Origin of the sequence: Candidatus Brocadia sinica JPN1, from assembly GCF_000949635.1 — a bacterium.
GTDB classification, from domain to species: Bacteria; Planctomycetota; Brocadiia; order Brocadiales; family Brocadiaceae; genus Brocadia; species Brocadia sinica.
In genome coordinates this window covers 480100-502139 of sequence record NZ_BAFN01000001.1, presented here as the reverse complement: position 1 = coordinate 502139, position 22040 = coordinate 480100, and the positions used below count along the sequence as shown (strand labels likewise).

The 22040-nt window shown below is 41.8% G+C and carries 23 protein-coding genes and 1 riboswitch; of the genes, 9 read left to right on the top strand and 14 right to left on the bottom strand.

What is annotated here, in order from left to right:
* Positions 1 to 3 precede the first annotated feature (3 nt).
* From BROSI_RS02250 to BROSI_RS02220, 7 genes are all read left to right on the top strand, one after another.
* The gene (locus BROSI_RS02250) at positions 4 to 1698 is read left to right on the top strand and encodes a diguanylate cyclase domain-containing protein (protein ID WP_052561977.1); all 1695 of its coding nucleotides are present in this window, start codon (positions 4 to 6) and stop codon (positions 1696 to 1698) included.
* Positions 1676 to 2899, top strand: coding sequence for a cache domain-containing protein (locus tag BROSI_RS02245; protein ID WP_052561976.1), 1224 nt, complete (start codon positions 1676 to 1678; stop codon positions 2897 to 2899). The genes BROSI_RS02250 and BROSI_RS02245 overlap by 23 nt, the downstream gene beginning before the upstream one ends.
* Positions 2900 to 4246, top strand: a complete 1347-nt coding sequence (locus BROSI_RS02240; protein ID WP_102046778.1) for a replication-associated recombination protein A — start codon at positions 2900 to 2902, stop codon at positions 4244 to 4246. It abuts the gene before it with no gap.
* Between the two features lie 309 nt (positions 4247 to 4555).
* Entirely contained in the window at positions 4556 to 5482 is a 927-nt protein-coding gene (locus BROSI_RS02235) for a glycoside hydrolase family 44 protein (protein ID WP_157842328.1), read from the top strand.
* A 12-nt stretch (positions 5483 to 5494) separates the two neighbouring features.
* Positions 5495 to 5824, top strand: a complete 330-nt coding sequence (locus BROSI_RS02230; protein ID WP_052561973.1) for a hypothetical protein — start codon at positions 5495 to 5497, stop codon at positions 5822 to 5824.
* Positions 5790 to 6098: a CIA30 family protein gene (locus BROSI_RS02225; protein ID WP_052561971.1), complete on the top strand. Its 309-nt coding sequence runs from the start codon at positions 5790 to 5792 to the stop codon at positions 6096 to 6098. The genes BROSI_RS02230 and BROSI_RS02225 overlap by 35 nt, the downstream gene beginning before the upstream one ends.
* Before the next feature lie 983 nt (positions 6099 to 7081).
* Complete coding sequence (locus BROSI_RS02220; RefSeq protein ID WP_052561970.1) at positions 7082 to 8857, top strand: cache domain-containing protein; 1776 nt, start codon at positions 7082 to 7084, stop codon at positions 8855 to 8857.
* A gap of 87 nt (positions 8858 to 8944) precedes the next feature.
* Here the strand turns inward: BROSI_RS02220 and BROSI_RS02215 are convergent, their stop codons facing one another.
* The 5 genes from BROSI_RS02215 to BROSI_RS02195 all read right to left on the bottom strand — a co-directional run bounded on the left by BROSI_RS02215 (position 8945) and on the right by BROSI_RS02195 (position 13280).
* Positions 8945 to 9130 (bottom strand): hypothetical protein, encoded by a 186-nt coding sequence (locus BROSI_RS02215; protein ID WP_052561968.1) that lies wholly within the window; start codon positions 9128 to 9130, stop codon positions 8945 to 8947.
* Between the two features lie 567 nt (positions 9131 to 9697).
* On the bottom strand, positions 9698 to 10015 hold the full coding sequence (locus tag BROSI_RS02210) for a four helix bundle protein (protein WP_052561966.1): 318 nt from the start codon (positions 10013 to 10015) through the stop codon (positions 9698 to 9700).
* A 111-nt stretch (positions 10016 to 10126) separates the two neighbouring features.
* Positions 10127 to 10792 carry a YukJ family protein gene (locus tag BROSI_RS02205; RefSeq protein ID WP_052561965.1) on the bottom strand — a complete coding sequence of 222 codons (666 nt, stop codon included), beginning with the start codon at positions 10790 to 10792 and terminating at the stop codon, positions 10127 to 10129.
* A 215-nt stretch (positions 10793 to 11007) separates the two neighbouring features.
* On the bottom strand, positions 11008 to 12219 hold the full coding sequence (lhgO, locus tag BROSI_RS02200; protein WP_052561963.1) for an L-2-hydroxyglutarate oxidase: 1212 nt from the start codon (positions 12217 to 12219) through the stop codon (positions 11008 to 11010).
* A gap of 2 nt (positions 12220 to 12221) precedes the next feature.
* Complete coding sequence (locus BROSI_RS02195; RefSeq protein WP_052561962.1) at positions 12222 to 13280, bottom strand: DUF362 domain-containing protein; 1059 nt, start codon at positions 13278 to 13280, stop codon at positions 12222 to 12224.
* Positions 13281 to 13306: 26 nt separating this feature from the next.
* Here BROSI_RS02195 and BROSI_RS02190 point away from each other — a divergent pair, with 26 nt between their 5' ends.
* Positions 13307 to 13519: a hypothetical protein gene (locus BROSI_RS02190; RefSeq protein ID WP_157842327.1), complete on the top strand. Its 213-nt coding sequence runs from the start codon at positions 13307 to 13309 to the stop codon at positions 13517 to 13519.
* A complete protein-coding gene (gene cobK / locus BROSI_RS02185) occupies positions 13516 to 14274 on the top strand; it encodes a precorrin-6A reductase (protein ID WP_052561958.1) in 759 nt (252 codons plus the stop codon). Before BROSI_RS02190 ends, cobK begins: the two co-directional genes overlap by 4 nt.
* Positions 14275 to 14289: 15 nt before the next feature.
* On the opposite strand, the gene BROSI_RS02180 is transcribed toward cobK, so the two are convergent.
* From BROSI_RS02180 to BROSI_RS02140, 9 genes are all read right to left on the bottom strand, one after another.
* Positions 14290 to 14958 (bottom strand): exosortase C-terminal domain/associated protein EpsI, encoded by a 669-nt coding sequence (locus BROSI_RS02180; RefSeq protein WP_052561956.1) that lies wholly within the window; start codon positions 14956 to 14958, stop codon positions 14290 to 14292.
* Positions 14955 to 15776 (bottom strand): exosortase/archaeosortase family protein, encoded by an 822-nt coding sequence (locus BROSI_RS02175; RefSeq protein WP_052561954.1) that lies wholly within the window; start codon positions 15774 to 15776, stop codon positions 14955 to 14957. The genes BROSI_RS02180 and BROSI_RS02175 overlap by 4 nt, the downstream gene beginning before the upstream one ends.
* Positions 15777 to 15940: 164 nt before the next feature.
* Positions 15941 to 16171, bottom strand: coding sequence for a PEP-CTERM sorting domain-containing protein (locus BROSI_RS02170; RefSeq protein ID WP_052561952.1), 231 nt, complete (start codon positions 16169 to 16171; stop codon positions 15941 to 15943).
* A 42-nt stretch (positions 16172 to 16213) separates the two neighbouring features.
* Positions 16214 to 16783, bottom strand: a complete 570-nt coding sequence (locus tag BROSI_RS02165; RefSeq protein ID WP_157842326.1) for a hypothetical protein — start codon at positions 16781 to 16783, stop codon at positions 16214 to 16216.
* Between the two features lie 181 nt (positions 16784 to 16964).
* Positions 16965 to 17060, bottom strand: a riboswitch (cyclic di-GMP riboswitch).
* 396 nt (positions 17061 to 17456) lie between these two features.
* Entirely contained in the window at positions 17457 to 18143 is a 687-nt protein-coding gene (locus tag BROSI_RS02160; protein ID WP_052561947.1) for an alpha/beta hydrolase, read from the bottom strand.
* A gap of 134 nt (positions 18144 to 18277) precedes the next feature.
* Positions 18278 to 19069 (bottom strand): hypothetical protein, encoded by a 792-nt coding sequence (locus BROSI_RS02155; protein WP_052561945.1) that lies wholly within the window; start codon positions 19067 to 19069, stop codon positions 18278 to 18280.
* A gap of 151 nt (positions 19070 to 19220) precedes the next feature.
* Positions 19221 to 20264 carry a multiheme c-type cytochrome gene (locus BROSI_RS02150; RefSeq protein WP_082058977.1) on the bottom strand — a complete coding sequence of 348 codons (1044 nt, stop codon included), beginning with the start codon at positions 20262 to 20264 and terminating at the stop codon, positions 19221 to 19223.
* On the bottom strand, positions 20186 to 20629 hold the full coding sequence (locus BROSI_RS19625; protein ID WP_052561941.1) for a hypothetical protein: 444 nt from the start codon (positions 20627 to 20629) through the stop codon (positions 20186 to 20188). Before BROSI_RS19625 ends, BROSI_RS02150 begins: the two co-directional genes overlap by 79 nt.
* Before the next feature lie 73 nt (positions 20630 to 20702).
* Entirely contained in the window at positions 20703 to 21980 is a 1278-nt protein-coding gene (locus BROSI_RS02140; protein WP_052561940.1) for an aspartate aminotransferase family protein, read from the bottom strand.
* Positions 21981 to 22040 lie beyond the last annotated feature (60 nt).

Here is a 22040-nt window from a genome sequence, read left to right as displayed (position 1 = left end):
CCTATGGAAGACATTAGGAAACGATTTGAACGATACAAAAGTATACAGTACGCAATAACGCTTATACTGGCGGCATCTGATACATTCGAAAATGCCGTTCCGAAAATCCTGAAGACTCTTTGTGAAAGTCTGCAGTGGAGTTTGGCTGAGTTCTGGATGGCAGACAGAGGAGCCAATAAATTGCGTTTTGCAGAAGTATGGTATAAGCCGTCCGCGAAGATTTCAGAGTTTGTAGCACAGAGCAGACAAATCTCTTTTTCACCAGGCGAGGGATTGCCAGGCAGTGTCTGGGTAAATGGAAAACCCATCTGGATTGAGGATGTCGTTTCTGATTCAAATTTTCTCAGGGCAAAAATTGCCGATGAAGCAGGGCTAAGGATCGCCGTTGGATTTCCTCTCATAACAGTATCTGCCATGAACGCACTGTTGGAATCGGTTGCCACAGAAGCTGGATTACATGGAGCTGTCGGTTTTCCCTTGAGAGATGGAAATGAAATAGTTGGTGTTATCGTATTGTTTAGTAATAAGATAGAAAAACCGGACGGAGAATTGATCGGGATGTTTAATGTAATCAGTATCCAGATTGGCCAGTTTATCAGGTTAAAACAGACCGAGGAAACTTTAAGGCGTAAAATAGATTTTGAAAAGACAGTTGCAAAAATTTCAACAAGATTTGTTAATACCCTGGATTTTGGCAATGAAATTTCCGTCTCACTGGCTGATGTGGGTCGATTATGCAAAGCAACCAGGGTGTGCCTCTTTCAGTTTCATAATGACAGAAACAGTGTGGCCGGAGAAATAGGTAAGACATATGAATGGTGTGATGAAGGTATTGCATCGAATATCCAGAATTTACAGGAGATGTACTCTACAACGTATACGTGGTTGATGGAGAATTTCAATAAAGGGACTATGATTTATATTACGGATGTCTCCAAAATTACTCAAGGGATTGCATCTGAAAAGGAGATATTGGAAAGGCTGAAGATAAAATCGCTCCTGATCATACCCGTGCAGGTTGAAGAAAAATTATTGGGCTTTATTAGCTTTGATAATGTTGTAGCCATTGATAACTTGCATGAAGATAATATAACCTTGCTTTACATGATTGGAGAGATCGTGGGGAGTGCAATCATACGCAAGCAGTCTGAGTCCCTTATCAGACATATGGCGTACCATGACCCCCTCACAAACTTACCCAACCGTTTGTTATTTAAGGATCGCCTGCTGATGGGTATTATGCAGGCAAAGCGTAGCGGAAGGATGCTTGCTGTTGTGATCCTTGACCTTGATATATTCAAAACGATTAATGATTCTCTGGGGCACCACATTGGAGACTTATTGCTGAAGATTGTGGCTGAACGGTTGACAAGATGTGTGCGGGGAAGCGACACGGTAGCCCGCACCGGTGGCGATGAATTTTCGATCATCCTGTCGGATCTTACCCATATGCAGAATGCGGCTGTTGTTGCCTGGAAAATTCTCGATGTTATCAAGAAACCCTGTTTGATTGAAGGTCATAATATACGTACCGCTGCCAGCTTAGGCATAAGTATTTATCCGCTTGATTCGCACAATATAGACGACCTGATTAAAATGGCTGACAAGGCAATGTACTATTCTAAGCAGAGTGATGGAAATACCTGCCACTTTTACAACAGTGATATGAATAAATATGTTCAAGCCCACAAAGAGTAAGCTGAGCATTTTTTTCCTGGTTTTGACGTTTCTTCCTTTGCTCGTTATGCGATTGGTTGTTCACCCCATTACTTTTCATGCCTTAAAAGATGAGATTATCAGAAACCTGGAAGGGGCAGTACAAAAACAGACGGAGTTGATTTCCAAATGGATGGAGGAGCGTACAGCTGATGCCCAGCTCATTGCAAATAATCCTTTTATCCTCGTTGCAATCCAATCATTTACTGTTGAACATACGGAACATGCAGAATTATTCAAACATCTGGATGCAATCAAATACTTTGATTATCTCTGGAAGGAGTACGGTGGCAAAGAGGTATTTATTGCAGATCATGAAGGTGTTGTAAGGATTGCATCCAAAAAGGGGCTGGTGGACGTAAATATTTCAGCAAAAGACTATTTTCGGTCTGCTATGAATGGGGCATTTTTTACTTCCAGCATCTTACCTTCTGATGTTCCTGTTGAAAACGAATCTGGTATACCCGAAATCGGCGTGCCCACCATGCTGGTTTCTGCGCCAATAAAGGACAAGTCGAATTTTATTGTGGGAACAGTGACGCTGAGAATAGATGTCTCCGGGATCAACAAGATGATGCAAAATATCCATATCGGGATGACAGGGGAGACCTATTTGATTGATGGACACGGCTACATGCTGACGGAGTCCCGGTTTACAGAAGACTTGAAGAGCCGGCAGCTGATCAACAAACGAGCTGCCCTGGAATTGAAGGTTACCGATCCAGGCACAAATAATTTAACCAGGGGAGTTTGTGAATGCCTAAAAGGATCGGAAGGGTTTGACGCCGATGGCTATGCCGATTACCGGGGCGTAAATGTGTTGGGATTCTGGAAATGGATGCCGGATTATGGATGGGGAGTGATTGCCGAGATTGATGTCAATGAAGGCTACGGGAAACTTTACGAATTGCGTAATTATGTCTTGTTCATCTTCGGGATGGTTGCAATGGGAGCTGTTATTGTAGGCTTTTTTTTGAGCAAAAAAATATCCGCGCCGATTTATCACATTACAGAGACAGCCAAAGCGATTGCCAGTGGCAGTTACAACACACGGATTACTTACAAATCAAATGACGAGATTGGTGAACTTACAAATGCTATTAATAAGATGGCAGAGATTTTAGAAGCGAAATCGCAACCTCCGGAATCAGTGAAAACAACTGAAAGGAAGGAGCAAAGTTAGGTGGCAATCAAAAAACCCGAAAGAGACTTATTCAGTACAAAGGCAAGCATCACAAAAAAGCCTCCCCTGGCCGATCGTATGAGACCACGAAAATTGGAGGAATTTGTAGGCCAGGAGCACCTCGTCGGACCCGATAAAATATTGCGGAGACTGGTGGATAATAAGGAATTGATCTCTCTGATCTTTTGGGGTCCTCCCGGGGTCGGAAAGACAACGCTTGCTTCCATTGTTGCCCAAGCAACGGATGCCCATTTTGTCGCTTTTTCTGCGGTATTGTCGGGGGTCAAGGATATTCGTGAGGTTATTGAAGACGCCGGGAACCAACTGAAATATTCCGGCAAGAAGACTATACTCTTCGTAGATGAGATCCACCGGTTCAACAAGGCCCAGCAGGATGCCTTCCTGCATCATGTGGAAGATGGCACTATCACCTTAATTGGCGCTACTACTGAAAACCCGTCTTTTGAGGTCAACGCCCCCCTCTTGTCACGGTGTAAGGTATTGGTGCTGGAACAACTTACCGAAGATCATATCAGTGCCATTATGACCAATGCCGTACGGGATAAGGAGCGAGGTCTTGGATATATGAATGCAGAAATTCATAACGATGCCTTTGCCTTTATTGCAAACCTTTCTCAGGGAGATGCACGCGTGGCGTTAAATACCCTCGAGGCATCTGTCATGCTGGCAAAGCCCAGCCAGGATGGGAAAAGGATGATAACATTAGAAATTGCCCAGGAAGCCATGCAAAGGAAGGCGCTCCTCTACGATAAAGGAGGAGAAGAACATTACAATGTGATTTCTGCCTTCATTAAATCTCTGCGGGGGAGCGATCCTGATGCAGCCCTTTATTGGCTGGCGCGGATGCTGGATGCCGGAGAGGATCCGCTCTTTATTGCCCGCCGGATGATTATATTCGCCTCAGAGGATATTGGAAACGCAGACCCTGTAGCTCTCCAGTTGGCCGTGGCAACCAAGGATGCCTTTCATTTTGTGGGACTGCCGGAGGGCTGGATACCTCTGGCCCAGTGCGTAACTTATCTTGCCTGTGCACCCAAGAGCAATGCCTCCTACATGGCCTATTTTGAGGCAATGAAAGATGTGAAAGAAAAAGGCGCCTTGTCTGTGCCTTTTCATATCCGTAATGCTCCCACGAAGTTGATGAAAGACCTTGGATATGGCATGGGTTACAAATATCCCCACAGTTTTGGAGGATATGTAGAACAGGTTTATCTACCCGATGAACTGCAAGGCAGGGAATACTATAAGCCGACGGATAATGGATTTGATAAGGTGATCAAAGAGCGGCTCGAATTTTACAAGAAAATGCGCAATCCTTTGGAGTAATAAATTTCAATGAACACCGTAATTTCGCTAAAATATTTCACTCACTCACTCTTTCTGGTTCTGTCCGTTTCACAATCAGTGTTCGGCGAAGACTTAAAATTTCCACAGCGGGATCGGAGTACCCAAAGGCTTGTGAATGGTACAATAACGGCACATCTAACAGTTGACGTTTCACGGGATAGGAAGCCGATCAGCAAATATTTATACGGGGTAAATATAGCGAACTAGTGTACCGGCTATTACTTGGACCTATGTGCACCAAAGTTGAGAAATGCCAGGGTATCAGTTGTGCGTTTGGGTGCCACGAATATGGAGCGCTATAATTACATGAATAACCGTATATTCAATGTGATAACCCGTAAAAATCAATATGTACCGATGACTTGGGAAAGTTTTATTACATGGTGTAGAAAGGATGTAAAGGCAGAGCCCTTCTTACAAGTATCGGTATATGGGCACGTGGCCGGGAGTGGTGATACTATAGACGTTCCTGATTATGACCATATTCAGTCTATCGATGAAGTTGAACGATGGATTGCAAAGGCAGGAGAACGGGTGAAGTTCTGGGGGGTAGGCAACGAACCATGGATAGCATGGAAACGGTATGATTATCCAGAACCTTATGAAGATGCTGCTCATGGAGATCAGGTTCTTAACAAGGATACCTCCTATGACAACTATTTTAGTCGTTTTCTATCACTGACGAGCATAATAAAGCAGGCAAACCCAAAAGCTACAGTGTTTGGGCCTACATCGGCAAACTGGTGGTACTATTGGTCAAATGATTATTCCCCTCTCTGCCCAGTTACTGAGGCGAATGAGGATGCCAGGGTGGATGATCCGGGATGGCAGACGATGTCTCATGTTGAGAATCAGTGGAATCGGGATATCTTTCCAGATCGTGGTAATGATCCTGAAATAACGGCGGGTTCTTATGGGATCAAGACAATGATCCTAAAGCGATTTAAGAATATGATCGATAGCTATTATCCAGGTATTCAAATATTATTTTCTGAGTATGACTATTTCTGCTGGAGCGGGCATCCGAAATTGCCACAGATTGCCGCTGTAGGCCAGATGGATTTTCTGGGTTTTTTTGCAAGGATGGGTGTAAAGTTGGCGTGTAATTGGTATGTGGGAGAGCCGAATCAATCAGGTATCAGCGGTGAAAAGGTGGGCGATAGCGCAGGGCAAGCCATGTTTAATGAGAAAGGCGAGCCGAATCCGAAATATTGAGCGTTTTGGCTTATGAGCCATTATTTCAGAGGCGATGTCGTTTATACTGATTCCAGCGACTGGGGCGTATTTTCTGTTCACGCCTGCCAGCATAAAAAGGATATTATCATCTTTGCGATGAACAAAGGCGACTATGATTCGGATACAGGTGACTTCGTTGCAGATCAACACCCTAAGATTGCTCAGATTCAGGTGACTGGATACAGTCAAAGTACAACAGCAGGCCTGCAAGTCAAGAAAATCCTGCGTTTCGGTATGAACGACCCACGCGTGGTAAAGATGGAGACGGCAGGAGTCACGGTAAATAATGGCGTGTTTTCATACGAATTTCAACCATTATGAGGTGTTTCAATTTGACATTAAAACGGAGACGGATGGTCAATCATTTACGAAACTTCTCATTGTAATAACTGACGAATTGGGCAACAAGGGTAAGCCTGCAATCGGGATAAAATCATATGACGATTTATTGAAAATTACTGACGGGAAATGGCAAACTGTAACAGTTCCACTCGATGGTATTTTTTATGACTGGCGTTATCCTGAAGGCCAGAATGGTTCAAAAATACAGCTTAATCTAAGCAAAATAAAGCAAGTTGAGTTTGTTCCCTGGTAGAAAAAAAATAAAAATCAGGCACCCTTCATTTAGATAATCTTCGAGTAGTAAGAACCAACAGCATTAGTAACACAAGATCAGGTTTCCATAATACACAAACAGGTAATAAGAAATAGAATTACGGAAAGTAAATGTCTTCTCATTAAATTCTTCAGCTAATTTGAATTTTTGAAAAAGTAGTGTATAATTCCAATACATTACTCCCCGAAAGATTGAAGACCAAGTAGTCTCCTTCCCAATTCGGATGAAGGGAACTTGAATAATGGTAACAGTTCACCCCTTGGCTCCTCCCACGAGGGGAGGGGAACGCTTATTGATAGGTTCGTGTAGCCAGAAATTCCAGTCATAATCACCCGCATAGCGGGTGGCTTGATTAGTCCTAAAAGGGCATTGTTGCTGGCTCCCCTTAAGGGGTTACTTAATGACTTTTCATGAACATAGATATGTTTTTTTCGATCTTACACCTTTAATAGCCTATTTTGAATATATGGCTTCTTCGACGATTTATCTATTAAATTGTTAAATACTTCAGCATAGCTTTTGCCATTCTCCCCAGTATAGCTGGGGGCTTAGCTTAAGAGTTACCTCCCCCTTGATGGGGCTTACTGTTGGACAATTTTTTGCTGGACAAAGTAAAGGGTGAGTGGCGCTATTATTCTGATGTTTCGGCGTGTCCTCACGCCGAAACCCACTGTCGATGACCCCCGATTCTTTCGGCGCTGAGGATTAATTCTTGTTTTGGTGAGAGGACTCACCGAAACATCCAACAATATCAAGTAATTCAAAGGATTATTCATCTGATGATGGTTGATTTCCCCAGCCAAAATTTGTCCAACTGTAAGCTTGATAGGGGGAGGGCAAGGGTGGGGGGGTAAACTATTGCAAACACTGTAGTTCTTCACCCTCGTAGTTTAAAGTTGGTTGTTATATTTCTCTTACTAAACAATGCCGTAAATACTCTTTTTTCATAAGGAGGAAAAACAATGTTTAAAACAACCAAATCTACCATAGTTGCATTCATCTCATTTTCCTTATTGTCTATGTTTGTAGTTAAAATGACCTTTTCCGATACCCTGAGTATCATTAGGGAAGGTATTGTAAGGGACTTGCAGGGCATCACCCGAAAGCAAGCCGAGATTATTACTAACTGGATGGACGCACGAAAGAAAGATATAAGGGTCACTGCCCATGACTTGCCTGCTTACCGTAGTTCGGTAATTCGGGAGGATAAGGAGCCAGATTTTTCTAAACCCCTTGAATATCTTACTTTTATAAAAAATATCTATCACTACAAAGAAGTTTTTATTGCAAATCCTAGGGGCGCGATTATTCTTTCAACAGATGAAAACAATATTGGGAAGGACGTATCCTCTGCACAATATTTTCAAGAGGCAATGAAGGGTAAAACGTTTTTTTCAGACATTATGCCTTCTCCAGTGCCCATCGAGAATGAATTTGGTGAGCTGGAGTTGGGATTACCCACGATGTTTGTATCAACCCAGGTTACTAGTGAAAAAACGGGGGTCTTAGGGGTCCTGGTCTATAGGCTCGACGTGAATGAGCTCATAAAACTGATTATGCCAATGAAAGCTACAGAAACAGGAGAGATTTATTTAATTAACAAAGATGGCTTCATGTTAACCAAGTCCAGATTTACAGAAAATCTTAAGGAAAGTGGCATAATAAAAAAGAGGACACCCCTGGAGTTGAAGGTGGCAAATCCTAAAACGGGGAATCTGACACTTGCTGTTCAGCAGTGTCTTAAAGGTCAGGAAGGATACGACGAAACAGGTTACCTTGACTATCGAGGTGTTAGTGTTATTGGTTACTGGATATGGCTGCCGTATCTGAATTGGGGTCTTATTGCCGAAATTAATGTGGATGAGGCATGTAATGAAGTTCGTAAGTTTTTTCAAGATACCACCATTAAAAATCTGCGCGGGCTTATGCATCGTCAAGTCGACTTAGTGAAAATGTGCATGGAAGGACACAAGAATAATGCTAAAGCAGTTGCCCGTAAACCACAGACTATTCACTACACTATGGGCGTTGGATCTGTAGACGAGTTTGTAAGTGCTCTAAACTATTTGGAGTTCATCAGGGATGAGTATGGATATAAAGGTATATTTATTTGTGATTCTTCTGGGATTATAAAGTTAGCCACAGAGAAAAATTTGGTGGGTATGGATGTTTCCGGAGAAGACTATTTTATCGAAGCAAAAAAACGTGGGGTCTTTGTGAGTGATGTAAAACCTGCAACAACCCCAATCCTCAGTGAGTTTGGTAAAGTTGAACGTAATATACCAACTTTGTTTGTATCTTCTGTAATCCAGGAAATTACCGGGGCTTTTACCGGTGTACTGGTTCTTCGAGTCGATACCATGGAGCTGAACAAACTCATGCAGGGCATTGAAATTGGTGAAAGCGGGGAGGCTTATCTTATCGATTCAGAGGGGGTTCTTATTACAGAGTCACGATTTGTTATTGAGCTTAAACGCAGCGGCATGATAAAAGACAGGACGGCTTTGGAACTTAAAGGAATTAATCCTAAGACGGGAAGGTTAACAAAGGGGATTGCCGAATGCCTGAGTGGGACCGAGGGATACGATGTTACAGGTTATCCAGACTATAGAGGGGTACCAGTATTAGGTACCTGGTGCTGGATTCCGGAATACGAATGGGGTGTGATTATCGAGATCGACCTTGATGAGGCATTCCGTAAGAGTTCTGCCTTTTGGGGTATCAAACAATATTTCTAATCTTTGAATATAGCTTTTTTTAATGAAGCAAGGGGTGAAGTGTATAAGAAACTTATAATGCCTTCACCTCTTGATCTTCTTTTTCCTTTACGTCATTGTTAAGAGTTCATCAACCATTGAAGATATCTTTGCGAACCTTTCCTTCTGTATACCGCCACCTACAGCCTTTGCTTTAGCTACTTTTCCTGCAAAAAAATTTGGAATAACCTCGTTATCTCTTGTGTCCCTGAAGACATCCCATGCTGTCTTCAGTTCCTTCAGCTTGGCCTCCACATTCGTACCTTTAGCCTTTTCTATTAATTTAGGGATAAGCGCCAGTGTTCATCGGTAAGTTTCTTTACCGTTGTCCTTCATCCCTCTTGCTTTGCCTTGTCGCTTTCCCCAAGCATTGTAACTAGCGCCGTCCTTGCATCCGCAAGCTTCGTCTTAAGGCCATTAATATCATATTTGCTCACTGCCATGTTTTATTCTCCTTATAGTTTAAGCCTTCGCCATTGATTCGCAGACAACCTTTTAAAAAAAGTGTAAGAAAACAATCGAATTCATTACTGCAATAAGAGTTACAGACTCGGACTATCGCATTATGTGCGCACACCAACAGTTTTTTTGAAATGATCGGTACATTATCGAAATTAAATTTGAATAGACCAGATAACGGAGACAGAGAGAATTATTTTATATAACCCATTACATTTTCTACTTTGTCAACGATAAATTTACTAAATGAAGAAGAAAAATCAAAGTTGAGTTGGTGATATAAGATGTTGGATTCAAGTTACAAACGTGACCCGCTGTGGGAGGCTACGCTGCATAGGCGCTAACTTAAAATGACGGATCAATTTAACCGTGTATTGAATAACGAATATCGAACAAGGAATTTCGAATTATGAGATTGGCTTTTACAATCATCAATAACCATATCCTTGTTTCACGTAACTCCTTAAGGGAGACTTTCATCTTGTGTATAAAGTCAGAACGAGATTCTGCGCTTTGAGCCTTACCATAATTGGGAGCGGGTGATGTACTGCAGCGAATGAGTTGCCCGGCAATGTGATTTCCCGCCCTGGTTTTTGGCAAGGATTCCGCTGCACGAATAATTCTGACGGCAAAATCTATGAAGCGTTCTTCAAGGTCAAATATTCTCTTATCCTTCGACATTCATTATTCCTTGTTCGATATTCGAATCATCATAAATAGTAGGGACACGGTGCACCGTGTCCCTACTATTCCAACCTGATAAATAGCAAAAACAAGTTAGCGTTTATGGGGCTACACTGGGTGGCCGTTGTTATCGGTTTGGTAGGACTGGGTTTTGAACTTGTTGAGAAAGGCGGCTATGGTGTCGTCCTGACGTTGGATGAGGGTGGCACCGTCTTGCCAAATGCCGTTTTCCGCCCACCATTGGCTACCAGCTGGGTCGCCTTGATTTTGATGGATGTTGTGCACGCCGAGGTCATTGGTGAAAGGTTCGCCGAAGATGTACAATCTTTTTGGCTCTTGCAGCAAGGGTTCGAGGTCGGCTAGCGCATCGATGCTCGTTCCTTTTTTCCACGGAGGATTGATTACGGTCTGGAGAAGCCTGCGTAGCGCCTCGAGGATGGGATTAAACACCACGAAAACACATCCCACTTTTGGTTGAAATTCAGGGCTGCGAACATAATCCAGTGCCCCCGATGTAGCGTTTGAAGCCAGGTAATGCCAACCATTGGCTAGTGTGGTCACACCCTTCAAGCTCGTCTTTCCCAGTTCGACTACGCGCCATTCAACACCGTTGGGCAGCTTCTTGCTATCGACGTCGATGGCGCACTTATAGATGCCAGCAGGGGTCTGTACCTCGACGTTGCCGTGATAGTACTGCCCGTAGTCGTTTACCGGATCACGGTAGTAATTGTGCAAGGTTCCGATGACGACTCCATAACCATCGTTGAGTGGCATGTCTTATTCCTCCATTTCTTTTTGCCTAACATTTATCTTTATTCTATAATTGTTGGCATGTTATTGTTTCTATCAAAATGAGTAGGAAATCCAATATTAGCGTAAGGGTAGTATACTACTATTGGTAATTGTATAAAATACAAAAATTCTTCCGACTCGTTCGCATTGGGGACTGGAGCCATTTGGATAAATAAATTACTGTCCTTCTTAAAAATCTAGAGTTTCGTGCTGAGTCCCATTCTCTTTTCCACTTCATCAACAATAAATTTACTAAACGAAAAGGCGGAGGTGAACGCAGGTGATACTGCATTTAATATGTGCGTGGAATTTTCTCCATGCTCGACAACAAAGTCCATCACTAATTTCAGGGTTTCTGTATCGAGTAATTGTGCCCTGATGCCAGGGTTCAGGTAGTTGCCAAACTTGTTTGTGTCTATCTTTTTTACCAAATGCACGGATTGTTGTATAAAATGATTCCGGCAATATTTTTTCATTTCCTCAAAGGCTAAGCTCCTAAAATGAAATGCATTGGTGACAAAAAGCTTTGTCTCATGAAATAACACTTCAAAGAATTCATTCAGGCTAAAATTTGAAATGCCCTGATAGTTTTCTCTCCAGAAGGCTGGAATTGCCGTTGGGCCTATCTTAATTTTTCCAGCGGCAGTTATGGTAAAATGGACTCCCAAAAATGGATTTTTTAAATTAGGCACAGGATATATATGTTTACGAATTAAACTAGTATCCTTATATTCCAGATACAAACCTTTAAAGGGAATTAAGATGTATTTTTGCCCAATGCCAAATTGATGGGCTATTTTATCTGCATATAAGCCTGCCGAATTGATGAAATGTCCAAACTTTATTTTTTGTGTATTTGTACATACTGTAGAGACATCATCTCTTTTCATAAACTTTTCATTAAGTAAGATTTTTACGTTTCCTTTTAAATTCTGAGCGATATGTTCGACAACTTCCGTAGGATTTACTACTGAAGTAGTCGGCGAGTACAAGGCTTTATCAAAAGTCCTGGCATTAGGCTCGAGTTCTGGCAATCTTTCCTCATCGACAATCTCTAGCTCTACACCATTTTTATCTCCCCGCCTTTTTAACTCAAATATACCTTCAAGTTCCGCTTCGTCCTTTGCTACGACAATTTTTCCGCATCTGTTTATGGTAAGATGATTTTTCATACAGTAATCTGTCAGAAGTCTGTTCCCTTCTACAGTAAACCTTGCCTTGAGACTGTCTGGCGTATAATAAAAACCGGCGTGAAGTACCCCGCTATTTCTGCCACTTGCATGACGTGCTAGAGAGGCCTCTTTTTCTATCAAGGTAATGTTTATATCCGGATACCTGCTCGTAATCTCTTTTGCAAGGGAAACACCAACTATTCCACCCCCGACGATCAATATATCTGTTGTTATCATGGTTATTTATTCAAATAGTGTTGAACCTCCTCTATGAGTTTATCAAAATTGGGTTTGTTTGTACTGAGGCTTTTGGATATGATTTTCAGTTCGGAAGGATCACTGACGCCAAGGTGCAGATCGATTGCCCTTTTGACCTGCCGTTGTTCCCAGACATCCTTATTGCTGCTGGTTCTTTCCCGCCCGCCAAATGCCCGGATAATGCTTAATCCTACAACGTCGGCAGCAATTCTGTCGCCGGTGGCAATAATGAGGTTGGGTGTGGCCACGGTGCCTTTTGTAGGTCCGCCCTTTACAAAAATCTTTGTCCCATCCAGGATGTTGAGATGGGGCGTATAGGCAATGTTCATCTCGGCAACAACCTCATCCCAGAAATCCGGCGCAATGAAGTAGGGACGTTGCTGCGGATGGATCGCGCCAATAAAGTTCTTTAGTGAAATACTGTAGTTGGCATAATTATGGGTTTTAATAACAGGGACGTTGATAATCCTGTCTACAGAATAGATAATCTCCGAGACCATGGCCTTTTTCATAAATCTTCCGTGGGGTATGTCAACTTCCACCCAGCCATGATCCTCAAAGGGGACAAACGTCGCGCCATCTGTTTGAATGGCCTCCCATATGCCTGATTTCATGGCGTTTTTCTTCGTAGGAAGCGTAAAAATGGCTGACATATCGCCGACAAGTATCTTAGAAACCCCCGACTTATGCAGGAGTTTTATGAGATGCTTTATCACGAGGGGATTTGTATTGGCAGGGTTCGGATAACGATTAACGATGTTAGGTTTTATGAGTACAGATTTACCCTGAATATCTAACTTTTCCAGCCCACCCAAAAGTTCTATGCCTTCCTTGAGCATGGCATAAATGTCTTCGCCTTGTACCAGAGACACGAGGATTTTATCATTGTCTTTGTAGACATTGGGAATCTGCTGCAGATGTACCTTTTTTGTTTTTGGTCTTAAGAAGAGGTGTTTGAATACGTATCGCCAGCGAAGGTTTAAGATGAGATAGATGGATATTCCAATAACGTAAAAAAGTGGGTATCTTGTGATTCGCATGTGTGTTTTATGGGAGATTTTTCAGATTGACCCAGTATCGTATTTGCTGTACTATAACAAAGTTTGAAGAAAGCTTCAAGGTCATAGATTCAGAAATGATAACAGAAGAAGACAATATGCAAGCACTCTCTCAAATTGAAAAAAATCATATAACTTCTCTTATTCGCCAATATCTTCACGATATTCTTTCGAATGCAAGAGATATAGAAAAGTTTTTGAACGGTATTGAAAAAACATGATTCTTGTCCTGTCAGGCACTGAAGAAGGCAAAGAGATCGTCAGAAGACTCCACGAAGAGGGATTGGATTCCCTGACGACCGTTGCAACGGAATATGGTAAAAAGATGTTTGAACAGATGGGTTTAGAGACCGTTTGTTTGCAGGGTCGTTTGGACGCTCATGGATTTTCATGGTTAATCAAAGAAAAGGGAATAGATACAGTAATAGATGCAACTCACCCTTATGCGATAGAGGCGTCTCAGAATGCAATGGATGCCTGTAAAAAAACCAATACGCGGTACCTCCGCTTTGAAAGGCAGGAGATGGAGATTCCAATGCATCCCTTGATCCACAAGGTTAAGACTATGGCTGAGGCCATAGACAGGTCCAGGACATTTGGGAAAAGAATATTTCTGACAACGGGCATATCAAGCGTTGCTAAATTTATCATCCTGAAGGATGAAAAAGAATTGTATGTGCGCATCCTCCCTGTACCTGAGCATATTGCTTTGTGTCTGGATATGGGGATTCCACCCACACGTATTATCGCCATGCACGGTCCGTTCTCAGAGGATTTGAACCGGGCTATGTTCAGGCAGTATCATATTAGTACGATGGTGACAAAAGACAGTGGCGAGGTGGGAGGCGTGCTCGAAAAGATTCATGCGGCGCTCAAAGAAGGGATAGACACGATAGTCATCGGGAGACCGGGAATAGACTTTCCTCAAAAATACTCGTCTATTGATGAGGTGATAAATATGGTTAAAATGCATTAACGGGGTAGAATTGTCTTACTTTAGAGATAGATCAGCAACTGTTCCTGGATTTCCGAAAATATAGCTTGCCTGATCTGAAGACATTGCCCATCCTAAATCTGCAATAAAATCTTCCGCCAATTTCAAGGCGTCCCCGATAGTATCTTCTTTCGTGGGCACATCAACTCGGATCATGAGACCAGCCCTTTTTTTATTAATCAATGAGAACCATAACTGTTTTATTTTCTGTTCTGTCCAATCAACGACGTTTTTATCGATACAAATCCAATAAATTATCAGAAAACCATCGGCATCCTTTTCGGTATAAAGACTATGAGCTTGAAATGTACGATTTACTACATGAAACTCAAGGTTATTTAATTCAATGACTTTAAAGCCGGAACTATTAGAACATACCTTTGGATTGTGAAAATTGCCTGCATCCAGTACGAGTAAAAAAAGATTTTTACCATCTGCATTGACATATTCACGATCCAATGCCTGGCTAACAAAATTATATTCTTCGCCCTCCATATTCCATTCTTGCTCCACATCCCTTCCCTGCCATCCGTTAATCTCAAGCGGTATTTTCAATTGGGAAAGGATATTCAGGCTTTCATATTTTGCTTTTGGAAAACCGAAGCAATAAATAATAGCGCATAACAACAATGCGATAGGTATCAATCCTTTTTTCTTCTTATTCATCTTGTTATCCTGCATCTTTCAAGCAAATATTCCAATCCAATTAATCCCAGAATGATAAACACGAATATTACAACGCCGCTCATGCTATGAAAAAATCCCTGGCCAGCTTCCTCGCCAAAATAATAGGTGATAAGGCATAAGGTTATAATCCGGATAAGATTGCCCACGAGCGCAAGAGGAATAATGGAAGAGACAAGGACACCTTTTTTGGATATGCTGCCCTTATTTATATATGCATAAATTAAAGCCAAAGAAAACATCGTAACGATAGAACGAAATCCACTACAAGGTTGTCCCATAAACAAATCAGTCTTGCCAATCGTTAATAAAAGCCCTTCCCTTGTGATTGGATAATGAAAAAGTTTTAAGATCGTCTCCGTGGCAACGGAAAGGCCATAACGCATAGGCAGGGTAACGCTATCAATAATTCCGGTGGGAATCGGCGCAAGCAATATCAGATAAAGAATAGGAAAAGATAAGATCTTTGTTACTTTTAATCCGTAAAGATAACTTACCAATCCATACAGAACCGGAAGTAAAGAAAGCGCAGTAAGAAACCGATAGTCCTGCCGCCAACCAAAAGTAAACAGAAAAATTCCCAATAGCAGGATAGAAAGGCCAAAGAAGTTGTTGCCCGGTGTACTCTTTTGAATGGACTCTCTCAGGAGTGCGCGTTTACGCCACACAAGCCAAAAGAATACAGGTATGATAAAATAGGCGTGCGTATAATCAGAAGACTTCCAGCCATGACGATAAAGCACAAAAAAAAGAGGGGTATAAAGTGATGCCGTTAGTATCCAAATGAAATAGTGGATCATCGTAATCTAAATATCCAAAGCCACGGGATGCATATTTGACGGTTTAACGAAGCATTCAAAATCGTAAGAAAGAGTTATACAATTCCTAACAACACTTACTCTCTTCCATGAGAGTGAGTGTGTTGTCAGGTCTGTATGTTACACCAAGTGTTATCGTAAAGTCGCTATTGTACGTTGGCGTCCTGCGAATGTTCATTGAAAACTTTGGAATTCTTTTTACTTCTTAAGCGCCGTAAAGTTACCAAGGTAGCGCCGCCCGCTAGAAAGAGCAGGCAGCTTACAGGTTCTGGCACAGGCACAGGTCTTCCTCCGCCGCCACTCTTTGCAAATACACTGTTTAACGATATCGTAAGCGATATCAATAATGTTAATATTCCAAGAGTCCACTTTTCCATTTTTCTATTCCTCCTCACTTAAAAAGTAATTTTGTAGAAGCTTTATTTTACAATCTGAAATTTACAAGAATCATCTTCCCAATCGTCCTTGCCTGCTATGCTTACCTTTCCAGTAAATGTGTATGAACTACTTACGGTATTAACCGATAACCCAGAGGGATCCAGCTTAAACCACGCAAAGTACCAGTAACCAGGTTTTAAGGTTCCACCATCTATAGGATCCACAAACCCGTCTTCATTGTGAGTAATATGAATTGAACCTGGACCGTCGATAATCCATTTTATATCCGCTGTTGTTGCCTTCGTTACCCGAAAAGCAACATACATGTAAGCGGAATCCTTTTCTAAAACAGGCAAACAAATGGGTAAATCTGCGCCATCAATGGATGATTCCGCATCGCTGGTGAAGGAAGCGTACAAAATAACCTTCTTCCCACTGCTGCTGCCTCCCTGGAAAGTTTTTTTCACCACCTCATCATCATTTGAGATTTTAATGCGACCGATTCCTATCTTCCCGTCATTCTGACCAGCAAGGCATATCTGCCCCACCATAAAAATCATTAATAATAGCGTTAACCCAAATAATCCTTTTTTCATTCTGCCAATTTTCATAATCTCCTTCTCCTCAAAAAATATCTTTAAATTTTTTCTTATACGATGGCATTCCACTTTTGAAATTAATTTCGGTTTCTTCCCTCCTTTCCCAAATAAACGCCGCCCTTTTAAATCATCGTTACTACGGTTAAACTCTATAAACAAAAAAGCCTTACTGTGAAGATATTTTTAAAACACCTTCGGCAGTAAGGCTATCTTATCATTACATCCTTGTAAACTTAAAGACCCTGTTACTTTGCGCCCCCTGATCACTCAGGGTTTACCTTTATCGCTCTGTATTTTAAGTTTACTACTTTACAACTGTGCGGTATATCATCAATGTAGTCGCCTAAATATATACAATAACTATCATTCTTCGTCAAGTAAAAAATAAAATATTTCTAAGATTTCAATCATAAGTTTTGTGAAAAACACAATAATACCCACAAGGCGTTTCTCAAATACAATCAGAGCGGGAAGTGTCTTCATTATTATTTTTACTTTATTCAGGATATTTTAGGACTGTGTTATGTCCGTGTGCCAACATGGATTCCCTTCTGGGAAAGAAACTGTATGGAAATTATCAGAACGATATGGGCAATAGATTAGCTCTTTCATGTTAAACCTCCCAATAGTTCAACTATGTGTACACATGAATGATTGAATTGAATTGAGCGGGTAATTCGCCAATTCATCTGTTGATTTGGAGTTTAAAAAAGGCGCAGACCTTTTGTGAAAGGCCGTCCTCTTGCCCTCTGTAGAAATGATCACTATCTTCTATTAATTCCAAAATTTTTGGGGATGATAGACCTTCAAAACCTCTTAGAGTATCCTCCGCTGTTGCTGCAAAATCATTCCGGCTGTAAATAAATAATTTACTCTTTTTGCATTCCTGTAAAAAATCCAGGGTGTACCGACCAAAAGGCGTTGATAGAGAAGCGAATGCCTTCACGTGTTTGCTTTCTGCGCCCACCCTCATGCCTGCGACGGCGCCGAATGAATATCCTGCCAGAAAAATTTCCTGGGTTACGCCAATTTGTGAAACCAAAAAATGAAGAGCCGCATGGGTATCCGCAACGGCATCAGTATAGTCACCGCCATTGAGGGATGTATCCCAGTATTGGAATCTCTGGGCAACGCCCTTTATATGACATTCACTATTTCCCACGCCCCGGTAGTTAAACCGAAGGGATACAAATCCCATGCTGACTGATACCCGGGCAATGCTCGTAATAACATTGTTATCCATGTCACCACCCAAATTGGGGTGCGGTGCACATAACAGGATTGCCGGGGATGACTGCATATCTTCGTTATATGTCAGGATACCTTCTAACCTCAGTTTATCTGAATGAAAATGTACGCATTCCTCAATCATGATTCAAATGCAACCACTCAGTTTACAGAAAGAGCCTAAAATAAAGAAAAAGGGAAGAGAAGAAGATGATGGGTATGAAAAAATTATTCTTGTATTTTTTCTTCCACATTCTCCACACCCCAATTTCTCTCTCCCTATCGTTCTATTGATCTTAAGAGTGTTTGTGATAATCGGAAATTGTGTATGCCATACGATTGAATCAGTCTTACAGAGTCTTGCATAGTTAAATTATTTCTACAAAATTGCTTGATTTTGCTATCGAGCGCTTCTTTCCATGCATCATACAATAACCCATAATCCTGATTATGGCATTCGATACAATATTCCCGGACAGATTTGAATGAATATCCGCCTGATTCCGGCTTATGGCAATCTGTACATGACACTGCCTGAGACATCCAATCCGGTATCTTTATGCCGATGATTTGAATATCTCCATTTATGTAATCATTCACATCGGCATGGCAACGTAAACAATCAATTTTACCTGAAAATCCTTTATCTTCCCTGTATTCCTCTGAATTTTTTTTTATAAGGGGTCGGTTAATCGAGAAATCTGATACATGTTCCTTATCCTGCGCGTATAAAGGATTCGAGATTGCTTTGGTGTCTCTTTTGTGATGACAGACCCAACAGTCACTGTTCTGTATAATAAGACCACCGTGTGTTTTTGTATGAACGGCATCATTATTGTGGCACTGACTGCACTCCAATCCCTGATTGGGGGAGTGCGTCTTATGTTGGAATACCTTCCCCTGATACGCCGTGTGATAGGCCATGTAATTCACATGACATCTGTCAGTGCAGGAACCGGTAAGAAAGGGGGGGGTATTTGGTTTTATTGCATAAATATCATCTCCCCATACTAATGGTTGTAATAAAATAATACCAGTATAAAAAATCAATCGTAAATATGTTTTAATCATAGTAGTTACTTCGCGATATTCTTTAAATTCAGGATACTATAACCAATTCCTCTCAAATCCCTTTTCGTGGCAATTTTTACAGACCCCGGATTCAATGTTTGCATCCTGATGGCAATCCTTTTGTTTAACTTTTTCGGCTTCAGCAAACTATTTAAAGTTTATGGATCGTTTCTGACAATAAAATATTTCTGTCTTTATGAAAGGATGTTCGGATCACGGTAGCTTTAATTACAGATGAATTCTCATTCCAGCCAAAGCAAAAGGGAATGCATTTTTTCCCCTTGTACGGTAAAGCCGTTTTCAATTCGATAAACAGGCTTTCTTTTTTTAAATCTATAATCTGGCCCGTTTTATCCAACAGTTCGGTCGTTACAATAACTTCCCTGTATCCATAATCCCCGGTGGGTACGCTGTGAGGAATGTCTGTATTTTCTAATTCCAATACACCTTTAATCTTTCCTTCCGAACGGGTTACTTGTATAAAGGATAATTTTAACAGATTCTCATTTCCATGAAACATGGCCAGAGATGAGAAAAGGTGCTGTTTCCCATCTCTTTTAGGATAGATTTTCTGCCAGGGGTCATCCTGAATAAGCTTTCGCTTTATTGCAGGCATATGGCAGTCCTGGCAGGTTTTCCTCCCCTCTGCTGTATCTGATTTCTGCCATGCCAGAAACGTACTTATATGACATTTACCACAGAGCTCACTTGTCCTGAAAAATGGATTCTTTTCTGCAATGGGGTGCGGTCCGTGTGCAGGTGTAGGACCACTTAATTTGCAGTCATTCAGGTGACAGGTGTTGCAATTTACACCCTCCTCCCGGTTCACACTACGTGGTGCAATCTTTTCATTCGTAAAAATGGTTTCGGGGGCATGGCATCCTATGCAAAAGGTAAACTGATATTCATTGGTCTCTTCCCTAAATGCACTATTGATGAAACTGCTGGCATGGGGTGAGTCCTTCCACTCGGCATAAATATCTCTATGGCAATCTCCGCACCGTTCGGCTCTAGGAGATTTTGTCCCTTTTTCCACCAACTCAGGATAGATGACACAACTAACCGGAAGAAAACAAAAAATTAAAGTGAAAATGGGGAGAAATATCCGGAGCAGTTTTATGGGTTTATAAAACATAACGTAACCACGAAAATAATCGCAGTAATGACGATCATAAATGGGATGGGCCTTTGCCATAGATTGCAACGCTCTTTGACATACCGGGCATAACCGCTATTTGTACCTTCCGTGTTATTGAAAGATGATACGGTATATCTTCTTTCACGTATAAGGAATGGCCAGAAAACAAATAGTAAAGCACATAAAACAAGGATAGAAATAAAAAGAGTCTCGTTTTGGATGAGTTGTTTTAGATTATAAACCGGCAGTAACGGCCAGGGTATGTGGTCGGGTTTCTTTACTAATTTGGGCAATGGAAAAAAGATGACAGCAACCAATTCGATAATAACAAGAAAACACAAAACTATAATGTGCCTGAATAGTTCATTTGGGAAAAACGGTTCGAGCATCTCCGGGCTTTTGCCCTTTGTATAATCTTTCATGTGAAAATCCTTCCTCTGAGTTTCCTTCAGAAACTCTTATTCTCAGTCTCGTTAGTCGTCACTTTAGAATATTTCAGTCAAAAAGTATCTCGTCCAAAGCCTCTATCACACGATCTATATCTTCACGTGTAATTACCAAAGGCGGCTGGAAAGTAAGCACATTCCGTGATACACCCGTTTTTCCCGCTAAGATACCACGATCTTTGAAATCTTCGAGGATGTTGTCTGTTTCTTCGGCTGCAGGAATCTTATTCTCCTTGACCAGTTCAACACCCAGCATTAGTCCCTTTCCGCGCACCTCTCCCATAAGCTTATGCCTTTGTTGCAGTTCAATCAGTTTGTCTTTAAAATAGTTTCCAAGGTCTTTTGCCCTTTGCACGAGCTGATACCTTTCAATAACGTCCATTGTCGCCAGTGCTGCCGTAGCTGATACGGGATTGCCGCCGGTCGTGGAAGCGCCAGGACGTGTATAGGATAAGGCGATTTTATCATTTGTGATAAAGGCTCCGATGGGAGTGCCATTGGCCAGGGCCTTTGCCATAGTCATAATATCGGGTATAACATTCCAATGCTCAATGGCAAACATCTCTCCCGTCCGACCGAACCCTGTCTGCACCTCATCCGTTATAAAGAGCATATTATAGGTGTCAAGGATTTTCCGAATCAATTGAAAATAGCCGGAAGGCGGTGTGATAATACCGCCGTTACCCTGAATTGGTTCAACAATAAAGGCTGCAAACTCGCCGTTTTTAACAACATCCTCAAGATACCTTGCGCATCGTAAATCGCAGAGGGGATATGTAAGTCCATAAGCACATCGGTAGCAGTATGCCCCCGGAATGTGGACAATATCTCCAGAAGGATTGGGATCGGTTCTCCACATCGGAAGCCCTGTAAGATTCATAGTAAGCTTCGTACGGCCGTGGAGCCCCTGCTGGACGGCGACAAATTTGTGTTTTTTAGTATACAATTGGGCAAGAAGCGCGGCACCTTCATTGGCCTCGGACCCGCTGGCACAGAAGAAAGACCGTTTGAGTGACGGGGGGGTAATCAGCGCCAGTTTTTCAGCAAGGTCTATCATGGGCTGGGTGAGATAGATGGCGGTGGTATGCTGAAGCGTTCTCATCTGCTCACAGATCTTCTCCACAACCTCCGGGTTACAGTGCCCTGCGTTCATTACAGACACCCCGCCATAAAAATCAAGATACTGCTTACCCGTATGATCGTAAAGGTACTGCATTTGACCCTTGATGATCTGCATCGGTTTTTTATAAAAATGGTAAACGCATGGAATAAGATATTCCAGCTTTTTCCGGAGAATGGCATCAGGTCCTATATGGTTTGTTGTCATAGTTGATACAATATTCCTGGCGCAGCGGAGCTGCAATAAAATAATGAAATTTATACAAAA